The organism is Peribacillus sp. S4 (assembly GCF_046715815.1).
GTDB classification, from domain to species: domain Bacteria; phylum Bacillota; class Bacilli; order Bacillales; family DSM-1321; genus Peribacillus; species Peribacillus frigoritolerans.
On the sequence record NZ_CP175708.1, the window covers coordinates 2,147,064 to 2,171,256 of the forward strand.

18 protein-coding genes and 1 pseudogene are annotated in these 24,193 nt (G+C 38.1%); 16 read left to right on the forward strand and 3 right to left on the reverse strand.

All coding sequences use genetic code 11. The annotated features are described in order from the left end of the window. Positions 1-51: 51 nt before the first annotated feature. The 6 genes and pseudogenes from ACJ9PY_RS10310 to ACJ9PY_RS10335 all read left to right on the forward strand — a co-directional run. Positions 52-339, forward strand: a pseudogene (locus tag ACJ9PY_RS10310) (DUF6584 family protein); the annotation flags it as partial. Positions 340-716: 377 nt separating this feature from the next. Further along, positions 717-4,799, forward strand: a complete 4,083-nt coding sequence (locus tag ACJ9PY_RS10315; protein WP_411739948.1) for a S8 family serine peptidase — start codon at positions 717-719, stop codon at positions 4,797-4,799. 314 nt (positions 4,800-5,113) lie between these two features. Further along, on the forward strand, positions 5,114-6,361 hold the full coding sequence (locus tag ACJ9PY_RS10320) for a helix-turn-helix domain-containing protein (protein ID WP_411739949.1): 1,248 nt from the start codon (positions 5,114-5,116) through the stop codon (positions 6,359-6,361). 663 nt (positions 6,362-7,024) lie between these two features. Continuing rightward, positions 7,025-7,330: a 5'-nucleosidase gene (locus ACJ9PY_RS10325; RefSeq protein WP_250161084.1), complete on the forward strand. Its 306-nt coding sequence runs from the start codon at positions 7,025-7,027 to the stop codon at positions 7,328-7,330. 860 nt (positions 7,331-8,190) lie between these two features. Continuing rightward, complete coding sequence (gene sigH / locus ACJ9PY_RS10330) at positions 8,191-8,862, forward strand: RNA polymerase sporulation sigma factor SigH (RefSeq protein WP_411739950.1); 672 nt, start codon at positions 8,191-8,193, stop codon at positions 8,860-8,862. 365 nt (positions 8,863-9,227) lie between these two features. After that, a complete protein-coding gene (locus ACJ9PY_RS10335; protein WP_197483690.1) occupies positions 9,228-9,482 on the forward strand; it encodes a hypothetical protein in 255 nt (84 codons plus the stop codon). A gap of 102 nt (positions 9,483-9,584) precedes the next feature. Here the strand turns inward: ACJ9PY_RS10335 and ACJ9PY_RS10340 are convergent, their stop codons facing one another. Next, positions 9,585-9,776, reverse strand: a complete 192-nt coding sequence (locus ACJ9PY_RS10340) for a hypothetical protein (protein ID WP_142398307.1) — start codon at positions 9,774-9,776, stop codon at positions 9,585-9,587. A 539-nt stretch (positions 9,777-10,315) separates the two neighbouring features. Between ACJ9PY_RS10340 and ACJ9PY_RS10345 the strand changes: the two genes are divergently transcribed. Genes ACJ9PY_RS10345 through ACJ9PY_RS10355 form a run of 3 tightly spaced genes read left to right on the forward strand, consistent with a single transcriptional unit; the run spans position 10,316 to position 13,104 of the window. Beyond that, a complete protein-coding gene (locus tag ACJ9PY_RS10345; protein WP_411739951.1) occupies positions 10,316-11,761 on the forward strand; it encodes an alkaline phosphatase PhoX in 1,446 nt (481 codons plus the stop codon). A gap of 57 nt (positions 11,762-11,818) precedes the next feature. Further along, positions 11,819-12,049: a twin-arginine translocase TatA/TatE family subunit gene (gene tatA, locus ACJ9PY_RS10350; protein ID WP_278089990.1), complete on the forward strand. Its 231-nt coding sequence runs from the start codon at positions 11,819-11,821 to the stop codon at positions 12,047-12,049. Positions 12,050-12,090: 41 nt separating this feature from the next. Beyond that, positions 12,091-13,104: a bifunctional metallophosphatase/5'-nucleotidase gene (locus ACJ9PY_RS10355; protein WP_411739952.1), complete on the forward strand. Its 1,014-nt coding sequence runs from the start codon at positions 12,091-12,093 to the stop codon at positions 13,102-13,104. Between the two features lie 901 nt (positions 13,105-14,005). On the opposite strand, the gene ACJ9PY_RS10360 is transcribed toward ACJ9PY_RS10355, so the two are convergent. Continuing rightward, positions 14,006-14,764, reverse strand: a complete 759-nt coding sequence (locus ACJ9PY_RS10360) for a GTP cyclohydrolase II (protein ID WP_063576561.1) — start codon at positions 14,762-14,764, stop codon at positions 14,006-14,008. Positions 14,765-15,118: 354 nt separating this feature from the next. On the opposite strand from ACJ9PY_RS10360, the gene ACJ9PY_RS10365 reads away from it, so the two are divergent. From ACJ9PY_RS10365 to ACJ9PY_RS10390, 6 genes are all read left to right on the forward strand, one after another. After that, the gene (locus ACJ9PY_RS10365) at positions 15,119-16,018 is read left to right on the forward strand and encodes an ABC transporter ATP-binding protein (protein ID WP_403190404.1); all 900 of its coding nucleotides are present in this window, start codon (positions 15,119-15,121) and stop codon (positions 16,016-16,018) included. Further along, the gene (locus ACJ9PY_RS10370; protein ID WP_063576559.1) at positions 16,011-17,261 is read left to right on the forward strand and encodes an ABC transporter permease; all 1,251 of its coding nucleotides are present in this window, start codon (positions 16,011-16,013) and stop codon (positions 17,259-17,261) included. Before ACJ9PY_RS10365 ends, ACJ9PY_RS10370 begins: the two co-directional genes overlap by 8 nt. Before the next feature lie 137 nt (positions 17,262-17,398). After that, positions 17,399-17,701, forward strand: coding sequence for a hypothetical protein (locus tag ACJ9PY_RS10375; RefSeq protein ID WP_048679343.1), 303 nt, complete (start codon positions 17,399-17,401; stop codon positions 17,699-17,701). 1,373 nt (positions 17,702-19,074) lie between these two features. Next, positions 19,075-19,413: a metal-sensitive transcriptional regulator gene (locus ACJ9PY_RS10380; RefSeq protein ID WP_231892270.1), complete on the forward strand. Its 339-nt coding sequence runs from the start codon at positions 19,075-19,077 to the stop codon at positions 19,411-19,413. Positions 19,414-19,429: 16 nt separating this feature from the next. Continuing rightward, positions 19,430-19,636 (forward strand): copper chaperone CopZ, encoded by a 207-nt coding sequence (copZ, locus tag ACJ9PY_RS10385; RefSeq protein WP_053534714.1) that lies wholly within the window; start codon positions 19,430-19,432, stop codon positions 19,634-19,636. A 75-nt stretch (positions 19,637-19,711) separates the two neighbouring features. Next, entirely contained in the window at positions 19,712-22,126 is a 2,415-nt protein-coding gene (locus ACJ9PY_RS10390; protein ID WP_411739953.1) for a heavy metal translocating P-type ATPase, read from the forward strand. 166 nt (positions 22,127-22,292) lie between these two features. On the opposite strand, the gene ACJ9PY_RS10395 is transcribed toward ACJ9PY_RS10390, so the two are convergent. After that, positions 22,293-22,796, reverse strand: a complete 504-nt coding sequence (locus ACJ9PY_RS10395; protein WP_063576555.1) for a DinB family protein — start codon at positions 22,794-22,796, stop codon at positions 22,293-22,295. 248 nt (positions 22,797-23,044) lie between these two features. Here ACJ9PY_RS10395 and ACJ9PY_RS10400 point away from each other — a divergent pair, with 248 nt between their 5' ends. Next, on the forward strand, positions 23,045-23,965 hold the full coding sequence (locus ACJ9PY_RS10400) for a patatin-like phospholipase family protein (RefSeq protein ID WP_411739954.1): 921 nt from the start codon (positions 23,045-23,047) through the stop codon (positions 23,963-23,965). The last annotated feature ends 228 nt before the right edge of the window (positions 23,966-24,193 follow it).

A 24,193-nucleotide genomic window follows, 5' to 3' on the forward strand; every position in this document is an offset into this window, starting at 1 on the left:
GAACTACCTAGAAATAAATACTATATAGAAAAAAGATAAGGAGGTGTTTGTATAGAAAAGGTACCTGTTAAAACGATTAAGAAGATAGAAGAGGACATTGAAAAAAATGATTTAGGAAAAGCAAGGGATGGACTAATAGGGTTAATTTCAACCTATCCTAATGAGTTAGAACTCCGTAAAAAGTTAGGGGACATCTAATTTGCATTAAAATATCCTTCAATGGCAGGTCGTTACTGGTATTTAGAAAAGAATAAGGCATCAGAGATGGAAAAAGCGTGTATTCTGTTCGAAAAAATCTTTGGGAAACGAACCCATTCTATTAGTACAACAGTGCTGTTTGATCTTTGTTCAACAATTGGGCCAGATAATAGAATAACACTTGGAAGTTAATTTGGATATTTTCGTGAATAAACCTTTTTGCTGCAACTTAAGTATAGATCTTCCCCTCCTCAACTCTTTCAATGGAATTCATATTTTCTTATTTTACTAAAGAAAACCCCAATTTATAAAAATGAATTTAAGTCTTTTTCACTAATTTTCGCAAAAATAATGATTTTTCAGAACATATAAAAGAGAAAGTAGGTAGAAAGTTCTGTAAAATTAACCCTATAGCAATCAGATAGAAAGGCAATTAATATTATTGTATGAATATTTTAAATTTTTAGAAAGGGATATTTTTTCGGGGAATTCTATTTAACTAAGAAAGTAGGGAAGATATGAAAATTCATTCATTCATTAAACGAACAGCAGCGATTACGCTGTCAGCTGGCCTGCTGCTATCATCAGCAAACACGCCTTTCATTCCTTATGCAAATGCAGCGAACATAAAGGCAGAAGACGTCTTGGCCTCGTTGACAAGTGAACAACGAAAAGCGTTAAATAAACTTGAAATGACAGATAATGTCGGATTGCAAGGATTTAAAATGGAAGAATTAAAAAAGGAAAAAGAAATCTCGGTCATCGTCCAGTTCAAATCAAAGCCGGGAAAAGTTGCAGTATTGGATGCGAATGTAAAAGGAAAGAAGCTTTCAAAAAAACAAGCGGATGATCAAGTAGAAAAGGAACATGCTCAGTTTAATAAAGACATTCAATCGATTCTTCCATCTACTAATCTTAGAAGCAAGAAAACAGGTCATAAAATCACTTCTACCTTTAAGACCGTTTATAACGGGGTAGCTATGAAGCTGCCAGCTAATCAGGTAGAGCAGCTCTTGCAATCCAAAGTCGTAAAAGCAGTATATAAAAATGTAGAATTTAAGGTCGATCCGATCGCCATGGGAGAGAAATCAGCCCCTGGTACATCCGTTGAAAGTATTCCATATTTAAAAATTGACCAGCTGCACAATGAAGGTATTACAGGAAAAGGAATCAAAGTTGGGGTTCTTGATACAGGGATTGATTACAACCACCCTGATTTGAAAGATGCCTATAAGGGCGGTTACGATTTAGTTGATCAAGATAATGATCCAATGGAGGCAACGTACAAGGATTGGCAAGCGTCGGGGCAACCAGAATTTAGCTGGTCCGGTTCTTCCTATTATACTTCCCATGGAACACATGTTGCAGGTACCATTGCTGGACAAGGAACGAATGCAGAGGTTTCTGTAAAAGGTGTGGCTCCTGATGTGGATTTATATGCCTATCGTGTTCTTGGACCATATGGATCAGGATCATCTGAAGGGGTCATTGCAGGTATAGAAAAAGCTGTAAACGATGGCATGGATGTTATCAACCTTTCCCTCGGATCGGACATCAATGATCCTTATGATCCAACCAGTACTGCCATTAACTATGCTGTCCTTAATGATGTAACAGCAGTTGTAGCAGCTGGAAATGCAGGATCAGATGATTATACATTAGGTTCACCTGGCTCAGCAGCACTTGCTTTGACAGTCGGGGCGAGTGATGTACCGATGGCGGTTTCTACTTTCAATGGGAAAATCGGAAATAAAGATTCGATCGAGCTTGTTAGTTTGGGACGCCACTATTCAGACCATTTAAAGGAATGGGAAGGGAAATCCTATGAGGTAGTGAATGTCGGTTTAGGAAATGGCTCTGATTATTCCGGCAAGGATGTAAAAGGGAAAATTGCACTTGTGGAACGCGGAGAATTCGCCTTAGCAGAAAAGGTCAGCAATGCAAAACAAAATGGAGCAGCCGCCGTTCTTCTTTATAACAATGTGGAAGGGCAAATTAATGCCAATCTTGGAGAGTCCGTTGACTTTGTGCCTGCATTTTCTTTAACAAAAGAAGCGGGAGAAAGCATTAAAGCACAGATTCAAGCAGGTGAAGCGAATTTTGCTTTCTCCAAATACGCGGATAAACAGACAGAAGGTGACCACTTAGCAGACTTTAGCTCAAGAGGCCCGGCAAGAGAAACATACGATATGAAGCCAGAATTGACGGCACCGGGAGTAAGTGTTCTTTCAACAGTCCCTTCTTATATGGTGGACGCTGAACATCAAGAAAACTATCAATATGCATATTCAAGATATTCTGGAACATCTATGGCTACTCCTCATACAGCGGGGATTGCAGCACTCATGCTTCAAGCGAATCCGCAATTAGAGCCGGAAGATATTAAAGCCGTTCTAATGAATACGGCAGATCCTCTCAACGGAGATTATAGTGTATTTGAAGTTGGAGCAGGAAGAGTTGATCCATACCAAGCTGTGTATAGTGGAACCAGCTTCAAAATTAACGATAAAACATTTGTTCCAGGTGCTGAGGAATTAATCAAGGTAAAAGAATTGACGGGCGGACTCAGCTTTGATGTTCACTATGCAGATAAAAAACTAAATCTGAAAAAATCAATCACTATTGAAAACCATGATAAAGTAAACAAAACTTTCAATGTATCTGTAACTGAATCGAATGGTTCAAACAGCTTGAAGGAAAATGGAGTGGAGCTGGATATTCCAAGCAAAATTTCTGTAAAAAGTGAAGACTTCAAAAAAGTAACACCACGTTTGCTTATTCCTAAGAAAGCAAAGGATGGAATTTACGAAGGATATATTACATTAACAAACAATGCGAATTCATCAGAGCAGTATCGGATTCCTTTCAGCTTCCGCACAATGGAAGATGGGTTTAATAAGGTCGGGCTACTAAATCCTGCCTTTTCCCCAGGTCATTTAAACCAAGTGGCATGGGATCCTATGCGTACTCCATTTGTAGTTGCTGATTTTAACCTTCGTGCACCAATGGAAAAAATGGATGTCGTTCTTCAAGATGGGAAAACAGGAAAGGACCTCGGGTTGGTCGGAACAATAAATTTAGATTACGCTTATGACAATGTAGATTATGGATTGTATGCATTTAATGGAGCTTATTATGAGTTTACAGGAAACTCAAAACAGCCCATTTCGGAAGAAGCAAGTTATGTGAAAAAACCGGGACATTACAAGTTGAAATTCATTGGTACAGGTACTTCCGGGAAGGTTACAACTGAAACGCAGCATATGCTCATCGATCTCGATGCACCGAGCTTCAAAAGTTCACTTGATGGAAAGTCTCCATTTATTGAATATAAGGCAGGTCAAGAAACATATCCATTCGACATTCAAATCACAGATCCAACCATTGACGAACTAAAGAAATTGGGCATAAATATCGATCAATCATCGAACTCGATGGTGTATTACTGGGGTCAAGGTGGTTTCCCTTCTTCGCCAATTCCAATGGATAAAGAAGGAAAGTTTGTCGAAGAAATCGCCCTGGATGAATCCATCCCAGCACTTCAATTTCGCATGAATGGATATGATATGGCAGGAAACAAACCTGCTACAAAGCAATATTACTTTGTAAAAGAAGGTACACCTGTTGCATATGCTATTGGCGAAAAGTATGAGGTGAAAACAGGCGATACGGTAAAAGCAACACTTTCATTAGATAACCTAAACGCAGTGTCAAAGGCGGAATGGAACTTTAATGGTGACGGAGGCTATGACAGAGGTTTAGATAGCGTAGAGTTAGTTGATGCCAAGCTTCACAGCGAATTCTCGGACAAAGCCTCGTTAACGATTAAAGACAATGTCGTTACTGTCCAATTTAATGAAGAGAGTAAAGCATTAGACCATGCAAAAGTCGTTGAGGTTACGTTAAAGGTTCAGGATGATCAATATACCCTTGGAGCAGCGATTAATCCGACTGTGAGCGTAATGAATGCTAATAATCAGACAAGCAGTGTGTTAGATGCTGGTTATATTTGGAAGGTTAATCCGCAATTCTCAATGGCCAGAGGTTATGTCTCTCCGCAAGGATTTAAAAATGAAGATGGTACTGTTACAGAGAAAAGGGATTGGAGCAAGGTTGGCGGTACAGTGAAAATCTTTGATTCAGAAGGAAATGAGTTCGATGCGACATCAACGGTAGAAGATAATGGACAATATGTATTCAACAAGCTGCCGTTAAGCACAAATGACTTCACGATTGAAATGAAAGCGCCAGGCCACTTTGTCACGAAAGAAAAACTGAATTCTGGTATTGGTTTTGAGCACAATGGTGAGTTATACGGTCAAAATCGCTGGATACCTGCCCTTGATATTACAGCAGGTGATGTAAACCAAGACCATGTCATTGATGTTCTAGATGCGATCGAAATTCAAAATGCATGGAAAACAAAGAAGCGTGCAGCGGATATCACCTTTGATGGAATAGTTGATGCCAAAGATATGAAATATGTTCAAACAAACTATCTCAAGCAAAATGAGCATGTTGATAATGCTCCAAAACCAATGAAGAAGTATAAAGGTAAGACATTGGAATCAATTTTAGTTGAGTTGGGAATACAGCCATAAATATTAAAAAACACGATGAAAGCTTAGCTTCATCGTGTTTTAACTTTTAAAGAAAGTATAAAATTTTTCTAAAAGTATTAAGAAAGAGAGTATTCCAATAAGGTTGTGTTATTTGGATTTTCTTCAGAATAAAATATTGTGGTAGATTGGGAATTCGTAAAAAAGGGAAACAAGAGTGAATATTGAAAAAGCTAATAATAGAGGGATGGTATTAAAGTAGTCTTGCGCTTTTCTTAATTTTACTAGAATATATAGATTATATATTTATTTTTTTCTATATATACTAGATAAAATTACAACCTAGAGGTGAAGCTATGATTGAGGGGAAACTTATCAAGTTTTATCGTGAAAAAGCGGGGTTGACTCAGGGGCAGCTTTGTGAAGGAATTTGTTCTGCTACACATCTTAGTAAGATAGAACGAGAGATAACAGAATACTCAGGGGAAATTACCCACTTATTATCCCAAAGATTGAATATCTGTCTTGATGATGAATTTGTGCGGTATCATAATCTTCAACAGAAACTAAAGCTATGGCACAACACGTTCGTTATGCAACAAAGCAAAGAATCAGAAATTTTAAAAGAAGAAATCGAAAAAGAAACACTGATTCAATTGCCAGATTTTCAAGTCTTCTATCAATTACTCTCTGCAAGGTATTATTTATCTAATTATCAGTTAGAAACAGCATTATTAATTATTCAAAACCTGCAAAAAAATGAATCATCTTTTTCTCCGCAAGACCGCAATATGTTAAAACATGTTCTAGGTATGTATTACTTTCACAACGGACAGTATCGGGATTGTATTCAAATTTTAACATCGATCGATCAAAGTCAATATAATCAATTTGAATATTATTACCATTTGGCACTAGCATATCACCTTATTCATTTTAATATAATATCGTATTATTATGCAGAGAAAGTTCTTGACTATTTTCAAAAAACGTTAAATGTCATCCGAATAATTGATACAGAGACGATCATGTTATTACAATTAAATGCAAAGGAGCTTCATGATTTTGAAGAGACGAAAGAACGTTACGAACAATTAATACGTACCTGTGATACCATTAATGAAATAGACCGTAAATCAAAGCTCCTTAATAATCTTGCATTTGAACTTTACAGAAGAAAAAAATACAAAGAAGCATCCGAACTATACAAAGAAGCCATGAAACTAATGGATGAAAAGGTTCCTCATTATTTAACTGCATTAGATGGTTATATAAATACTTGTTATAAAGGAAAACTACTTTCAAAAGAGATTTTATTGGAATTAGCACATAAAGGCCTTAGAATAGCAAAATCGACAAAATCGTATAACTGGATTTTTTTTGAATTACACCTTTATCAGCTTAATCATGAAGAAGACGATTACTATCATTTTATTGAGACCACAGCCCTTCCTTTTTTTAAAAATATGGGCTTCACCATGTTAATTGAACACTACGAAAAAAAACTCTTCCACTTCTATAACCGAATTGGTGCCGTTCAAAAAGCATTGGACCTTGCCAATTCTTACATACAAGGCAGAAAGAGCTACTATGATCATGAATAAGGCTTAATAAAAAAAGATACTCTATGCAGATGTTAATGCTGCATAGATTGGATTGAAGCTGAAAGTCAGCGTGAAAAAATAGTCAATCAAAGAAGAATTAAAATTGGAAAGCAATTAAAAGTTTAATTGAAAAATATCGAAAAGAAAATATGTAAAGCTGATAAGTCCATCAACTTAAAGTATGATGAACTATCAACAATTCGGCTACCTTGCCTAGTGATATTTAGTCAATCAAACAACTGAATTCCATTTTACTACATAGATACTTGGTATTGGATAATTAAAAGATAAATAGTGATATTCAATAAAAGGGCGCGTTTCTTTAATAAGAATCGCTTTTCTTATTGAACTCCCATGAAAATTAAAAAAGCACAAAATCTAGAAAAGACCACAACAAGATAGACCCATAAAAACGCTTTTTAAAAAAGGGCTGAGCCTTATGAGTGATCTGATTGAGTTTAATCAATCGTTAATCAAAAACCTCCAATAAAAGCAAATTAAGTAGAGGTTAGCGGACAACCAAAAAAGGATTAATCTCCATGAGTGCTTATCTATAAAGGGCGCGAAAGTCGTGGTACACCGTGGGCGTCGGAGTCAGACAAACGGGTGGGCTCAAAGGCACCAATGAGTTAAGTAAAAAGTATCCCTTATATATTGTCAGTAATGGACAGACAGATAGAATATTTACAAGCAATTGTAGAAACTTATAATTTGGATAGATTTATTCAAAATACATATAGTAACCAACTAATTAGATCTGGACATAAATCAGATTTAGTGCAAATGGTGAAAAATAAAAATCAAATTGGAAAAGGTTACGTTGTCGGACACCGGTCTTCGGATATATCTGCTGCTAAGGATAATGAACTTATTGCCGTTGGTGTGAACTTTGACTTTGCTCAAGGAGATGAATTAAAACAAGCAGATTTTGTAGTGAATAATTTCAAAGAAATCTTAGAGTTAGTTTAAATCCTAAAAGGCCGCCAATTGGCGGCCTTTTGAAATACGATTCTAAGCATACTTTCATATTCAAGTGAAAAAAACCTTTAATGAACTAAAGAGGCAGTTTAGTTGAAAAACAAACTGGGATTTTTATTTGTTTTACTAGTTTGGAGAGTAGCCTATAATTGTTTTTATATAAGGAGTAGTTAGAAAGAGGTTTATATGTTTCAAATTTTAAATATAACATCAGTACCTTTTATGTTTTTAGACCATAAAATTGTCGAAAGAATAATAAGCATAATCTGCTTTTTTCTTTCTGTTTTAATATATTTTCAATTAAGAAAGATGAAGAAATAATACAATGTTAAGCTAACGAGTTAAACATTTGTCTTATTCGACTAAAGGGTGCGTTAGCTGAAGATCGGAGCTGTCTTTAAGGCAGCTTTTTCTTTATGCATCTATCGGGGCAGGATAGTTGCATAGGAAGTAGTAAAATAGAGTTGAAAAAAGAATGAAATCCCTCATCTTTCATTGTTTATAAATGGTATAATAGGAAACAACTCCTAGTACAAGCGTTTAAAATGCAACTCCATTAAACTGCCCGTTTTTTGAATAAGAACCACCTTGTATTTTGCCATAAAATTCAAGTTTTTATTTTTTTTAACCTAAGGGCAACAATCTTTTAGAAAACAGCTTAAAAAAAGGGTGTAAACGGATCCTTCTAACTAAAAAAGGTGTATAGGAATGTATTTAATTGTCGAAATAATCTAATATCATTGGTGATTGTTATAGGTTAATATTAAATAATATGGTAATTTACCGCATATAAAATCGGCGTCTGTTTAAACAACAAGGCTCAATTGAATGCAGCCAGTGGAGGGATTTTTGTGAGTATAGCTATCGAAGAAAAACCGTCATTCCTATGTGCTAATTTTGAAGATGGAGTATTAATAGAAAAGGTCCGGCAAGGAAATATGGAGGCACTAGAAGTTCTGATGAAAAAATATCAATCTTTTGTAAAGATTAAGGCTAACAGATACTTCTTAATTGGGGCAGATAGAGAAGATATTATCCAAGAGGGGATGATAGGATTGTTCAAAGCCATCAGGGATTTTAATGGCGAGAAACAATCTTATTTTAAAGCGTTTGCAGAACTATGTATCACGAGGCAGATTATTACAGCCATCAAGGCAGCTACTCGTCAAAAACATACTCCGTTAAATTCTTCTATTTCGCTTGATATGCCTATATATGAAGAAAATCCGGATCATACTCTTATGGAAGTAATGACAGACACCGTTATTTCTGATCCTGTTGCGATATTGATAGATAAAGAATCTGCTGATGACTTGGAATTAAAATTATCTGAGGTTCTAAGTCCGTTAGAAAAGAAGGTTTTGGCTTATTACTTAGAGGACCTCACTTATATAGAAATGTCTGATAAATTAAATACTCACGCCAAGTCTATAGATAATGCGTTGCAGAGAGTGAAGAGAAAATTGGAGAGTTTATTGGAACTTAGAAATAGACACGCAATAGAAGGCACATTCAATAGATAAAAGAGCCGTTTACTATTAAGTTACTCTTTTGGCCAAAGGGTTTTTAACCCTTTGGCTTTATGTGTTTGAAAACCTTAGTTATATTTAATAGTGAAATTAAAAATACAACAAACACCGGTATGGAAGGAAGGGCACTGATGTTAACAGAAAGATTAAAACGATTATTCTCTCAACAAGCAAGTCACAGTTATTGCGGAAAACAAGAAGCCTATTGAATTCATGAAGATTCCGAACAAAAACCTAAAGAGGTTGGAACCTTTAAACTAGGTGAAAAGGTAAATGTAGTAGGTCATATCATAACATTAACAAATGTACATTACACAAAGGAAAGAAACGAATTCGAAGAAACACAGCCCAAAGAAGTATTGGGATTTGATATTGAATACCAAAATGGTACAAAAGAAGAACAAGTAGTTAGCGCAGGAGATTTTGAAGTGTATGACAGCAAAGGTGAAAAGATGGAGGTATATCCTCTCGATACATTAACCGAGAGTGTGCAAGCTGGTAAGCACGTTAACGGACCTGCTGCTTTCGGAGTAACCGATAATGCACCTTATGAAATCTTTTTCACAGATTATACTACGGGTAGCAAAGCAAAATGGATTATGGAAGTGAAATAATCATTTTCATATTCATTTTTATGAATCAGAAATTTTAGGCAAAAAGGTACTCACAACAATGGTGAGTACCTTTTTTTGTAATGCCTTTTATGTTTCAATCTTTTATATAAAAATATCAATGCATTGTTCTACAGTTGTTGCAGAGGCTAGCTGTTTTGCTTTTGTAGCCAATACATCTGCCGGTTCTGTATCGAGAATAACACCAAATAAGTTTTCTATTTCATCCAAGCTTTTTTCTAAACGGGTAGAGATGATTGAAATCGCTATTTCTTTGACAAGTCTGTGTTCAGCCATGTTAATACTCACTTGAATCACCCCTTCTAATAAACTTAAATACCTATATTCGATTATCCAAGTGTTAATTCCTTTTAAGAAAAGAATATGTCGAAAAATAAATCGACACCATTTACTTAATGTGTGCGAATAGATATCAAGCGTGATTCCACTATATCAAGTCTTTGCCTTTCCTTTTCCAAACATTTAGTAGATTTTGGTGGGATTAATCGGGGTAACTAGTTTGTCATAGTGTATCTCTTATATTTACAAACGATTAATAAGCTTTAATATTCTGCATCGGTCTTTTTATGACAAAATCCTTAGTTTTTTCTCCATTTTTGACTAATACCATCAATTTCCGCCCTTTACATGTTATAAATGCCGTAATAACCTCCTTTATTTTCGTCTTAACCGTGACTTTTGGTTTATCTTTCATGCGAAGGAATAAAATCACATGAGTTTAACAGAGCATTTAAAATGGTCTGTTAATTTTGAGGGTAGGGTTTGCTATAAGGAATATAGCATCCCTCAAAAAAGATTTCTTGGAGGTAATGTTGATGAAATCTGGCAATAGTGATTTAAACAGACGTAATTTCTTAAAAGTTGGCGGAATGAGTACTTTAGCATTAACACTTGGTTCAACTGGGGTATTTTCTCTTGCGGGAGCTACAAAAGGATTTGCAGCGGATTTCAGCAATCCAACAAGTGGATTTGGTGGCTATGGCCCATTAGTAAAAGATCCAAATGGAGTTCTTGATCTGCCAAGGGGATTTCATTACAAAATGCTTTCAAAAACTGGTGATATCATGCCTAATGGTGACCTTGTCCCATCTGCTCACGATGGAATGGCTGCCTATAAAGGGGAAAAGGGTACAACCATTCTTGTAAGAAACCATGAAAATGGGACAAATTCAGATTACCCTGTAAACGGGAAAAAACCTTGGAGCGCTGGTGCTGCCGGCGGCACAACCACAATAATCGTTGGACAAAATAACAAGGTCATTGATCAGTATGTATCAAGTTCAGGTACGATCCGTAACTGTGCAGGTGGAGCTACGACTTGGGGCACTTGGTTAACAATGGAAGAAACCCGTGATATGGGGCATGGCTTTGTATTTGAAGTAAATCCGCTTGATCCTGAAAACGAAATGTCAAGAACACCGATCCGTGATATGGGTTATTTCTCCCATGAAGCTGGGCATGTTGACCCTTCAACAGGAATTTGGTATTTAACCGAAGACGCAAGTCCAAGCTTCTTGTACCGCTTTACACCACATGACCGAAGTCAAAAGCTAGGTTATCTGCAAAAGGGAGGTATCCTTGAAGCAGCAGCGATTGATGAATTGCCAGCTGCAGCTGCAAGTCAATTTAGTACTGGACAAAAATTCGGGGTTGTTTGGAAAAAATTAAATCCTGAAATTGCACAGCAAGATGCTAAGGATAAAGGCTGTATTCAGTTTAGCCGCTTAGAAGGGGCTTATTTTTCTGAAGGTACTTTATGGTTTGATGATACAAGTGCAGGTTCAGCACGCCTTGGCCGTGTTTATCGCTACACGCCAGCGACAAACAACTTAGAACTATTCTATGAGTCTACTGATAAAAATGATTTAGAAGCACCGGATAACATTACGATCACTCCTTGGGGAGATCTTTGGATCGCCGAAGATGGCGGCGGCAATGACCGTATCGTCGGATTAACCCCTGAAGGAAATATTTATACTTTTGCTGAGAATATGATGAACGGTTCTGAATTTGCTGGCCCTACATTTTCTCCAGATGGAAATACTTTCTTTGTGAATATGCAAACACCAGGTATCACCTTTGCGATTTGGGGACCATTTGCACGCAGAAATTCTACCCGTAGACGAGCTATGAACCAGGCTTTGCCGCCAGCAAGTCTTGCTCCTGTTGTTTCGGATAAACTTACTGCATTCGCAGAAGAACAAGGCATGTCTATATTAGAAGCAGCAGCTTTAGAGCGTCATGGCATGCCAATTTTATAAGTGATGATCTCATTTTTTGAGTACTAACAAACCATCATGGAATAGGGGGTGAGACGTTTGTTATCCAGTATCGGCATCCCTGGTTTAATTCTCATTCTAGTCATAGCGTTAATCATTTTTGGCCCTTCTAAATTACCCGAAATTGGAAGGGCATTTGGAAACACATTAAAAGAATTTAAAAAATCGACAAATGATTTGATCAGCAATGAAAAAGAAGAAAAAACTAACTTTGAAGAAAAAAACAATCGAATAGCTCTTGAGAAATCGAAAAGACTGGAATCTAAATAACTATTTTTATCATTTAATAGAGTAAATGCATGGAGGAAAGTATGAATATAATAAGGAAGATTTATTTGAAGGGCTGCTTTTCGCTGGCGATGGCTGCCGCTTTTGCCGCAATTCCCGATACGGCAGATGCGGAGGAAAAGCTCAAGGAGGGAGAGAGGTTTGAACTCACCATTCTCCAGACAAATGACTTTCATGGTCATTTGGATGACATCGTCACGCTGGATGATGGAACCGTTCATCACAATTCTATTGCGAAGTATGCCACCATCATTGAAAGTGTGCGCAATGAAGAGGAGAATGTGCTTCTCGTCGATGGCGGGGATGTCTTCCTGCGCGGCGAGTTTCAAGCGGGTCAAGGAGAGTTGGAGACGTCCCTGTTGAAAGCTTTGGACTATGATGCAATGGCTCTCGGCAACAACGACTTCCGCGTATACCCTGCCGGGGAGGGCACACCGGACAGCCGTTATGAACAGTTAAAGGATTACCATCGCAACGTGAATTTCCCCATCCTTACTGGAAATGTCATTAATAGGGAAACAGGAAAGTACATACTGAATGTCAAGCCTTGGAAGAGTTTTACTTTCTCAGGCGTTAAAGTCGGGATGATCGGCCTTACTTCGATGAAGCCGGAAATTCGCGGTTGGGATGATGTTGCAGACCTCGATTTCATCGAACCGGTTGAAGCGTTGAATGCGTTGCTTCCTGAAGTGAGTGAGAAGTCAGACGTAAACATTGTCCTTTCGCATGCTGGAAATCCCGAAGACCACAAGCTGGCTCAGGTTCCCGGAGTTTCGGCGGTAATCGGGGCAGATACACACAAGGTCATCGAAACTCCCGAATATGAATTCAACGGAGAGGTGATGGTGCCAATTACTCAAGCTGGCGGAGAACAAGAACATTATTTGGGCCGTCTTAATTTGACTTTTGAAGTCGTTGCCGCCAAAATGACTTTGGTCGAATCCGATGGATTTCTCTACGACGTCACAAATGTTCCGGCTGATCCGGAGATACAAGCGATTATAGACGATTATCGTGCAGATTTGAAAGGGCAATAATCAACTCTTCATAGTACTATGAGGGAGGGTCAAAGCGAGGTTATTCGCTTTGTCCTTTCTCAATTAATAATAAAGTAAATACTGGAACGGGGTGTACAAGTCGTTGAAAACTAATTGACTGGCGCCTTTTTTATTTTTGCTCACCCGTCTTTTCCACTGACGGGAGTTGAACTTAGTGTAGAGTTTATCTGTTTAGTTTAGCTTAATTCCACTAATCAATGTGCTAAAAAGGATCATGGATCGTTAGGGAACAAAGCATTTGTTATGCCATTGAGATTGCGAAGATTTTTGCTTGGGGTTCCATTAAATTCCTTTTTGTTTACTGGAAATCGTTTGAAAGAATTTTTGATATCCATAAATAACCAGTTATTTTTTAACCGCTGATGGTCATTATAAATAAAGAAGAAGGGGCTACTGATTACGTATGATTCACATCATATAGTAAATGAGGTGTTAGTTAAAAACGTTTAACTTAACTACTGATAGCTTCATTAAAAAATCGATTCGAGCAAGGAGATGGTTCTCTTGCACGTAAAAGCAGAAAACTCATTCAATAATTGTCATTTATGCTTTGAAAGTTGATGAAACTTTTAAGATATAGGGGATGATTGCTTTGGATGGTAAACTCTAGTCAGATACCAGTTCTTACTCTAATGTAGATGAGGTGTTTATCGCAGAGAATTTATGCTGATTCGAAATGAAGCAAACCCCTTTTTCAGGCAGGGTGCAACGTTCCGTTGCATCCTGTTTTTATGTATTTACTTATTATCCAGACGTGAGCAATTTTATTATTCCCTTATACTCGTATGTGTTTTCATTTTACGGTAACCTGTGATGTTATAAATCAAATTCCATTTCAAACCTATTCATGGGTAAAAACAATTTCATAAAAAACAATCAGTCATTCATTTTTACTATCTTTTAAATGACCGGAACGTACGACTTTAGTTTTTAAATATTTTTCATTAAACTCGGAAATGTCTCCCCATAACGGAACTCTGCCTGCAACATTGGCACCTGAGTTTTGGAGAGCCTCTAATTTTCTCGGATTGTTGGTGATAAGGGTCACTGGATTAGAGCGCAGTTTTTTTAACACCCGAATGGCGTCATCATAGTTACGTGCGTCATCCACAAATCCAAGCTCCAAATTCGCTTCCACCGTATCCAATCCTTTTTCTTGCAGAACATAAGCCATGGCTTTACTAAATAATCCGATGCCTCTTCCTTCGTGATTCGCTAAATAAAATAAAGCTCCGGAGCCTTGAGTTGCAATCATCTTCATAGCCTGCTTTAATTGGAAGCCACAATCACAGCGTTTGCTTCCGAATATATCGCCAGTATGACAAATACTATGCATCCGGATAAGTGCATCAGCTGAATGTTGAAAATCTCCATACAGTAACACACTGGATTGCTGCATTTCCGCTAAGTTGGAAGAGGCTAAAGTTTCAATGATCTTATCTATATTATAAGTGCCGTCACCACAAAAATGACCCGCCATATTCTCACATCGTAACCAGCAATACCACTGGAATATAATTGTTTCGCCCTCTAAGTTTACGGGTAATTTGATTGGGCCGACTAAATAAATGGATGTTTCATCACTTTTAATAACGTTAATTTTATCTTCTAATATCAAAGCCACTTTTGCATTAATCATATAAACTTCCTCCCGATACTAAGATAACGTTTACTAGTTCATTTCATATTGTACCCAAAAAAGTCCACAAATTTACCAATGCAAAATAAAGGCGTAAAAGTCCTTTTTTAGTGATCGAAAACTTGATTTCCGTATAATCCAAAATTTAACAAGAACAACCGCAATAACGCAACATTATTGTTTTCACCCACTATTTTACATTTAATTTATTTTCAATAGTTAGATAGTGAAATATGTTTATTGAATTTACATATAATCGAAGAGAAATAGATTTATTTGGTCTTTGGTGATAGTTGAAAATGGAAAACCTTTCCGTTAACATATAATTAGAATCATATTATAGGAGGTTGCGCATTGGTTTTACACATTAAAGAAGTTACGAAAAAATTCGGGGATTTCACAGCAGTCAACAAGCTTGATTTAACTATTCCCGAAAAAGAAATGTTCGGCTTTTTAGGCGGGAATGGAGCGGGGAAAACGACCACGTTCCGGATGATACTCGGCCTGCTTGACCCTACTGAAGGGGAAGTTGTCTGGGATGGGAAGAAAATCGATTATACGACCAGTTCAATCATTGGCTATCTTCCTGAGGAACGCGGACTATATCCAAAACTGAAGGTGCGCGATCAAATTGTTTATTTGGCTAGATTAAGAGGGATGAACAAACGCGATGCTTTGAGAGAATTGGAGTATTGGCTGGATCGCTTTATGGTGCCCGATTATATCGATAAGCGAGTTGAAGAGCTTTCAAAGGGAAATCAACAAAAAATCCAGCTGATCGCATCCATGATCCATAAACCTGAATTGCTAATCCTAGACGAACCCTTCAGCGGACTGGATCCAGTGAATGTGGAAATCCTGAAGAAAGCGGTCATTGACCTAAGGGACAGCGGCACGACGATCGTTTTCTCGAGCCATCGCATGGAGCATGTCGAGGAGATGTGTGAGCATCTTTGCATCATGCATAAGGGTTCACCTGTTGTGGCAGGAAAGTTAAAAGAAATCAAGCGTTCTTTCGGTAAAAAGAATGTCTCAATTAAAGCAGATTTTGATCTATCTTTCTTGGATCATTATGCAGGTGTAACAAAAGTCAAGAACACGATGGAAGGGAAAATTCTTCAAGTAACTGGTGAAGATGTGGCTGAGGGCATGCTACGTGATCTTGTTCCAAGAGGTTTCGTCCGGAAATTCGAATTGGAAGAACCATCGCTGACGGATATTTTCATTGAAAAAGTAGGTGCCGTCTATGAATAAATTTTGGATTGTCCTTTCCCATACATACCTATCAAAATTAAAGACGAAATCCTTTATCATTTCTACAATCATTATGATGGCACTGATTCTCCTTCTTTCGAATCTTTCGAATCTTATTGATAAATTCGACAGTGATGAACAGGAAAAGGTTGCCGTAATCGATCAGACTGAAGGCGGTTTATTTGATTCTTATAAAAATGCTGTAGCAGGTGTGAACGATGACCTATCGATAATATCCGCCCAGAATGAAAAGGAAGCGGAGGAAATGGTCAGCGCGGAAGAAATCGTTGGGTATTTATTAATCCAAAAGGATAAAACGCTCGGCTTCAAGGGAACGTACAAAGCGAATCAAATTTCAGATTCTGCGGTAAGTAATGATTTACTATTAGCGCTTACTCAATTGAAGGGTCAAATAACGGCGAAGGAATTGAATTTGACAGAGCAGCAAATCGCTCAATTGAATACGCCGCCAGCATTTGATACGATTGCTCTTCAGAAAAATGCAAAAACGGAAGAGGATCTCAATCAAGCACGCGGTCTCGTGTATGTGCTCCTATTCGTGATTTACTTCGGTGTGTTGATGTATGCAACGATGATTGCAATGGAAGTGGCTACTGAGAAAACATCACGAGTCATGGAAATCCTGATTTCAAGTGTCCCGCCAGTCACACAGATGTTTGCCAAAATAATGGGTGTTGCTTTACTTAGTCTTACTCAAATGATTTTATTTTTTGGGGTGGGCTATTTCTCGATTAAACAAAACTTGACGGGGATGGATGAAGGATTCTTTTCATTTTTCGGTTTCGGCAGCACAGATATCTCAACGATCATTTATGCAATCATCTTCGCTTTGCTTGGGTATTTTCTATACGCGACTCTTGCGGCATGCCTGGGGTCCGTTGTCAGCAAAATTGAAGATGTCCAGCAAATGATTTCACCGATGACCATGTTAGTTGTCATCGCCTTCATGATTGCGATGTTTGGACTGGGGAATCCGTCAGCCAGTTATATTACGATCACATCATTCATTCCATTTTTCACGCCGATGATCATGTTCTTGCGCGTAGGGATGCTTGAAGTTCCATTCTGGGAAATCGCCATCAGCATAGGAGTGTTGATCTTAACGATTGTTTTACTTGGAATAATCGGAGCAAAAATCTATCGTGGTGGAGTCTTGATGTACGGTAGCTCAAAATCATTGAAAAGCATCAAGAATGCCCTGCAATTATCCAAGAAAAATTAACATGAAACCTGGATCTTTCACCCTGTTGGAGGGGTTCAGGTTTTATTAAGTTAATAATATAGGAACGAAAAGTAGCATAGATATAAGGGAACATAAATTAATCCCCTTTATGCAACCACGATTAGGAGTGAATTATTATGAGCAATCTGGTAACGTTAACGATAGTTTCAGAAGTGTTTCTCTTGCTATCCTTCATCATTATTATTTTATCAACCAAGAATCCGAAAAGAAATGTTCTCTGGGTCATCTTATTCATCATTGGAGCTGCTCCGCTTTTATATTTAGCCATAGATCATGTGAAAAACGATTATATGGACGCAAATATCGGACTGGGCCTTGCCTTTATGTATACCTGGTTATACAGCGCAGTTGCTTTTATCATTGGCATCATTCTTTTAGTGAAAAAGAAAAGGAATAATAACATTTCAAAAGAACTGTAATAATCACATTGGAATCTTAAATTAAAAGAAAATAATAACGCTGAAGAAACATAAACTATACCCCGAATAACGGACACACATCAAAAATGTCCCTTATCAGGGTTTTTTTATGTTTCAATAGGTAGAATGAGAATGGACGGAGGGTTTCTATGAGTAAGAATAAATAACCTATAATCCTGTACCTGGAAACTGGACGAAATTTTCAGTATTAGAAAGTTCTGTAGTAACATCCAAAGGAGATGGAAAATCATATATATATATATATATATATATATATATATATGCGACTTTTAATCCTAAGTATGCTTAAATGGCTACTATAATCCTTAAAACAATTAGAACATCTGTAAGTCTGGCGAAACATAGGAAAAATTCTGCTCAGCGTTTAGGAACTGCCAAAAAAGTACATTCTTGGGATGATATAATTCATTAACGATAGTCGAATGAAATTCCTTTTTCTTCTTGGCTCTTTTCGTAAAGATTGTTGTTTTTAAAACGAAACTATTTAAGGTTGATTGGATCCGAAGTGCGAGACTCCTGCGGGAGCAGCGGGACAGGTGAGATCCCACAGGCGTTTTACGCCGAGGAGGCTCACCGCCCGCCCCGCGGAAAGCGAGCATCTGGAGGGGAAATCAACCACAACTCACTACCTGGTAAATAGCAACAAAGTATGTGAAAACAGCCTTCTTCTTCAACAAACAACGCAGGTTTGTGAAAGAAGGAGAATCAATTTTAGTAAGATTATCTTGTTACATTGGTATCTCACCTGAGGAAGTATTAAAGGCATAACAAGATGGTTTATATGAAGAAATATTATGGTCATGTTCCGACGGGGAATCAGTTGGTTAATGTAAATACAGCGTAACATTATATTATACATTGGACTTCGATTGATGGCTATATTGCAAATGAGGATGGTATATTAGAGTGGTTAGGATCAACAGAAGTAGAAGGAGATTCTGGCTACAATTCAATCCTCGAAAGAATAGACACCGTTGTTATGAGAAAAGGAACTTATGATGTCATTCGTGGATTTGATATGGATTATCCTTAAAATGGTTATAAAAATCATATTTTCTAAATCTGTTAGTGGATCAGATGAATATGCTTCATTTATTAATCAAGATGTCAAAACCTACATTGAAAAAAGATGATACCACACAGAGATTGAAGAAATTTGCGACACTCCTGCCGAAATGACTGGCTAGCCGAGCCCCTGCGAGACTTGGCAGATAGGGAGCAGGCTCTGAGCTTAAGAATAATAAATGATAATAATACAGATAGTAATAAATGATGCACATAAATCTTTCTCTTTGCATAGGGTAGGAGGGTATGGTATATTAATTTTTGAGGAGGGATGGGCAATGGATGAAATGATGAATGGGCAAGATGCGGTGAATGAAGAAGAATGCTGTACGACCTCTTCCCACGGCCGAAAGAGTCATCACTCAGAAGCAGTAAAAAAGAACTTAACGACCCGGTTAAATCGAATTGAAGGTCAAATCCGCGGTATAAAGGGTCTTATTGAAAAAGATACGTACTGTGATGATGTGATCACCCAAATAGCAGCTACACAAAGCGCGATGAATAGTGTAGCCAAGATTTTATTGGAAGGCCATCTAAGGAATTGTGTGGTGGAACGCCTGAATGAAGGGGATACAGAGGTTATAGATGAAGTGCTTGTAACGATACAAAAATTAATGAAAAAATAAAGGAGCAGTGGATAAAATGGAAAATGTAACATTGAATGTTAGTGGAATGTCTTGTGGTCATTGTGTGAATGCAGTTGAAGGGAATGTAGGAAAACTTGCAGGTGTTGAAAGCGTAAAGGTGCATTTGGATGCAGGAAAAGTAGATGTAGCGTTTGACAAGGAAAAAGTATCACTTGAGAAAATAAAAGAAACAATCGATGATCAAGGTTACGATGTCGAGTAAGTTATGAGAGTGCTGTTAAGCACTTCTTTTTTACAAAGAAATATACCCCATAGTGGTATAGGGAGGCGGGATGAAGTGAGCAGCCAAATAAAAGAAACAAGTTTACAGATTTCTGGAATGACTTGCGCTGCCTGTGCAAACCGAATTGAAAAAGGGTTAAACAAAATGGAAGGCGTTGAGGAAGCCACCGTTAATTTGGCACTTGAGAAATCGGTTATTAAATATGATTCGGAAAAAGTAAGCAACCAGGACTTTGAAAAGAAAATTCAAGATCTTGGCTATGATGTAGTAAAAGAGAAAAGGGAATTTACGATTACTGGCATGACCTGCGCTGCCTGTGCAAACCGAATAGAAAAAGGGTTAAATAAGATGGATGGGGTGAGCATGGCTAATGTCAATCTAGCGCTTGAAAATGCGACCGTCGAATATGATCCTTCCCAAGCCTCTCCAATTGACATCATTCAACGGGTGGAGAAGCTGGGGTATGGGGCGATCATCAAGGAAGATAAAATGGAATCCGTGAATTTCCGTCAAAAAGAAATACAAAAACAAAAGAATACATTCATCTTTTCGGTCATATTATCATTCCCATTGTTATGGGCGATGGTAAGTCATTTTAGTTTTACTTCGTTTATCTATATGCCTGATTTCCTCATGAATCCTTGGGTGCAGATGGCATTCGCTACCCCCGTTCAATTTTTGATTGGAAAGCAGTTCTATGTTGGAGCTTATAAAGCCTTGAGAAATAAAAGTGCCAATATGGATGTATTAGTCGCGATGGGAACATCCGCTGCCTATTTTTACAGTGTTTATCAGGCGATCATCTCGATGGGTTCCCATCACAATACGGCACAACTTTATTTCGAAACAAGTTCGATTCTTATCACGCTCATACTTTTGGGTAAGCTGTTTGAAGCAAAAGCAAAAGGACGTTCTTCCGAGGCCATCAAAAAATTGATGGGGCTTCAGGCCAAAACGGCATTGGTTCTAAGAAATGGGGAAGAACGGGAAATACCACTTGAAGAAGTCATCGTAGGGGATACGATTTTGGTGAAGCCGGGTGAAAAGATCCCTGTCGATGGCAAGGTAATCGAAGGGAACTCTGCCGTCGATGAATCCATGTTAACGGGTGAGAGCATCCCGGTAGATAAAACAAACGGGGATACTGTTATCGGTTCAACATTGAATAAGAATGGGTTTCTCAAAATGAAAGCGACGAAAATAGGAAGGGATACAGCTCTTTCCCAAATCATCAAAGTCGTCGAAGATGCTCAAGGTTCGAAAGCGCCGATTCAACGGCTTGCTGACCAAATTTCCGGTGTTTTCGTTCCCATTGTTGTCGGAATCGCTCTTTTAACTTTTCTGGTTTGGATGATTTGGGTTAACCCGGGAGAATTCACACCAGCTTTTGAAGCGATGATTGCAGTGCTAGTCATAGCCTGCCCATGTGCGCTAGGCTTGGCCACTCCAACCTCTATCATGGCAGGCTCAGGAAGGGCTGCCGAATTCGGCATCTTATTTAAAGGCGGGGAACATCTGGAAACCACCCACCATATTGATACGGTCATCTTGGATAAGACGGGAACGGTAACGAATGGTACCCCTGTTTTGACAGATGTCCTCATTAAGAATGGTATGGAGGAAGAACAATTTTTATCATTAGTCGGTGCAGCTGAAAAACAATCTGAACACCCTCTTGCTCAATCTATCGTTCAAGGAATTCAAGCAAGACAGATTTCACTTGCAGCGGTTGAGGAATTTGAAGCGATGCCTGGATACGGGATTAGAGCTGTGGCGGATCAAAAAGTGATATTCATCGGAACCCGTAAATTGATGAAGCAAAAAAACGTGGATATCACTAAGGCGCTAACAGCGATGGAAGAATTTGAAGAGCAAGGGAAGACTGCAATGCTAGTAAGCATTGAAGGGGAATATGCCGGACTCATTGCTGTTGCGGATACGATAAAAGAAAGCTCGCTTGAGGCGATTAAAAGGTTAAAAGCAATGGATATCCAGGTCATCATGATAACCGGGGATAATCAAAGAACAGCAAATGCCATCGGACATCAAGTTGGCATTGACCATGTAATCGCAGAAGTCCTACCTGAAGGGAAAGCGGAAGAAGTGAAAAAACTGCAGGCCGCCGGTAAAACAGTGGCAATGGTCGGCGATGGGATAAATGATGCTCCCGCGCTGGCACTAGCCGATATAGGAATGGCAATAGGAACCGGGACGGACATAGCCATGGAAGCTGCCGATATCACTTTGATCCGGGGTGATTTGAACAGTATTGCAGATGCCATCCTCATGAGCAGGAAGACGATGAAAAACATTAAACAAAACCTATTCTGGGCTTTTGCCTATAATGTAATCGGAATACCAATTGCCGCAATCGGACTTCTTGCCCCGTGGTTAGCGGGTGCTGCCATGGCCTTCAGTTCTGTGTCAGTCGTATTGAATGCACTTCGCCTTCAACGGATAAAGCTTTAAAGATCATGTAATATATATTGATAGTTACTGACTGCATATACCCATTATACGGGCGTATGAATTTTAATCATCCAAATAAAGCCGATGATTCCTTGGCAAGAGGATCATCGGCTTTCATCTGGAATGAGGGGCATGTTACTGCAACTCTTATAGGTTGTCAAACCGCTTATTTTAAACAGTAAAAAACATAATCTGTAGGTGTGCCATTTTCGCCTTGTTGATGGAGCATCGCTGATACATTACCGCGATGATAGGTCCCATGATTCACTACATGATGGATGAGGTCGGCAAGTACAAACTCACAAGCCCCCATTTTCGGATGTTCGGTTACAATGGTCCGTTCAAGATCAGGCTGCGAAGTAAGGAAATTGTCGTAATCCTTTGCAAGTTCATCATATGAGGATTCCAGTTCATATAATGTGATTCCGTCCACTTCTTTCCGACGCTGTTCAACTTTCTTAAAAGTTTCTTGAACTGTGCTTCCTTTCATTATCTCCAACCAGGTAATATCTGTTGCGTAAAGGTGAACAAGGACTTCCTTGACTGATGGAAAGACACTTTTTATCGTGTCTCCATAGACTCCTTCCGGTAATTGTTTTAGTTTTTGGAACACTTGCTGATTAGCCCAAACATGGTAATCATACATTTTCTTGGCACGGTTATTTTCCATTTTTTCACTCCTTCAATTGTTACATATCCTTTTCGACATCATTTAAAGAATTCCTTTATCAAAGGCTGCTTCCTAATCTGATAAGTTGTCCATGCAAATGCTTAGTTTTCTACATACCATGATAATAGATGCTATCCTACTATTGTTATTACGTTTGATTGCCATCAAAGAGTCCACGAGTGTGAAAATTCACTTTATTTTCAAATGTTGTTAATATGATAGTAACTCTTATCGAGAGGTGGAAAAAAATGAGAGCAGATGCTGTTTTTGAAGGTGGGGGGGTCAGGGGAATTGCTTTTATAGGGGCAATTCAAGCAATGGAAGAGGAAAATGTCGAATGGGAAAGACTTGCTGGGACATCAGCAGGAGCAATAATAGCTGCTCTTTTGGCTAGTGGCTATAAAAGCCATGAAATTAGAAAACAGTTTAGTGAAATCAATTACTCAAAGATTCGAGGCAGGACAATTCTGAATCGAATTCCCATTTTGGGCTTCTTTTTGGAACTCATGGTTCATCTTGGGATTTACAAAAACGATTATTTGGAGACATGGGTGGATTCACTTCTTTCTGAAAAAGGGATAAAGACATTCGCGGATCTTCCAGATGGAAAGTTGAAAATCATTGCTTCTGATGTTTCGAATGGAAAGATGCTTATTTTGCCAGATGATTTGGACCGCTATGGTATGTCTCCTGCTGATTTAAAAGTTTCAACTGCCGTAATGATGAGTGCCTCCTTACCATTTTTCTTCCGTCCGGTTATTTGGAAATCAAAAGACCGGAAAAAATCCTACATTTTAGATGGTGGTTTACTTAGTAACTTCCCGATATGGATATTTGATACCGACAATCCTCGTTTTCCAACATTCGGATTCCATTTTGTGAAAGATGAAGTTAACATAGGCGGGGTTATCCCAACGCCCATCCACCTTTTCAAAAATATATTCAAAACGATGCTCCAAGCCCATGATTTACGACATATGGACGAAGAAACGATTGAACGCACGATTCAAATTCCTGTTGGCGGCATCAATGCAACGGATTTTGAACTGAATGAGGAAGAAATCAACTTTCTCTATAAATCAGGCTACACTTCTGCAAAAGAATTTTTGTCGAATTGGGATTTTGAACAATATAAGGTCAAACGCTTGCAAAGAGTCAAAAATGAGTAGGAGAAACATTCCTCTATCAATCGGTCCAAAAGGGGGAAAGAGGGGACAAGGAGCTGTTACAACGGCTCTTTTTCTTATTGAATGAATGAATCAATGGTTTAATTCAAAAGCAATAAGTGGGATTACATTCATAAAAAATTAATATAATTTATTATTTTAAAATTATCTAAATGAATAAACGGAAAACAAAGTTGGAATAAAGATTATGAAATTCAATGAATAGATCCT

Excerpts from the sequence above, each read along its gene's own strand:
- ACJ9PY_RS10315 (WP_411739948.1), top strand. The coding sequence starts at position 717 with ATGAAAATTCATTCATTCATTAAACGAACAGCAGCGATTACGCTGTCA.
- ACJ9PY_RS10320 (WP_411739949.1), top strand. The coding sequence starts at position 5,114 with ATGATTGAGGGGAAACTTATCAAGTTTTATCGTGAAAAAGCGGGGTTG.
- ACJ9PY_RS10325 (WP_250161084.1), top strand. The coding sequence starts at position 7,025 with ATGGACAGACAGATAGAATATTTACAAGCAATTGTAGAAACTTATAAT.
- ACJ9PY_RS10340 (WP_142398307.1), bottom strand. The coding sequence starts at position 9,776 with ATGGCTGAACACAGACTTGTCAAAGAAATAGCGATTTCAATCATCTCT.
- ACJ9PY_RS10345 (WP_411739951.1), top strand. The coding sequence starts at position 10,316 with ATGAAATCTGGCAATAGTGATTTAAACAGACGTAATTTCTTAAAAGTT.
- ACJ9PY_RS10355 (WP_411739952.1), top strand. The coding sequence starts at position 12,091 with ATGAATATAATAAGGAAGATTTATTTGAAGGGCTGCTTTTCGCTGGCG.
- ACJ9PY_RS10360 (WP_063576561.1), bottom strand. The coding sequence starts at position 14,764 with ATGATTAATGCAAAAGTGGCTTTGATATTAGAAGATAAAATTAACGTT.
- ACJ9PY_RS10370 (WP_063576559.1), top strand. The coding sequence starts at position 16,011 with ATGAATAAATTTTGGATTGTCCTTTCCCATACATACCTATCAAAATTA.
- ACJ9PY_RS10375 (WP_048679343.1), top strand. The coding sequence starts at position 17,399 with ATGAGCAATCTGGTAACGTTAACGATAGTTTCAGAAGTGTTTCTCTTG.
- ACJ9PY_RS10380 (WP_231892270.1), top strand. The coding sequence starts at position 19,075 with ATGATGAATGGGCAAGATGCGGTGAATGAAGAAGAATGCTGTACGACC.
- copZ (WP_053534714.1), top strand. The coding sequence starts at position 19,430 with ATGGAAAATGTAACATTGAATGTTAGTGGAATGTCTTGTGGTCATTGT.
- ACJ9PY_RS10395 (WP_063576555.1), bottom strand. The coding sequence starts at position 22,796 with ATGGAAAATAACCGTGCCAAGAAAATGTATGATTACCATGTTTGGGCT.
- ACJ9PY_RS10400 (WP_411739954.1), top strand. The coding sequence starts at position 23,045 with ATGAGAGCAGATGCTGTTTTTGAAGGTGGGGGGGTCAGGGGAATTGCT.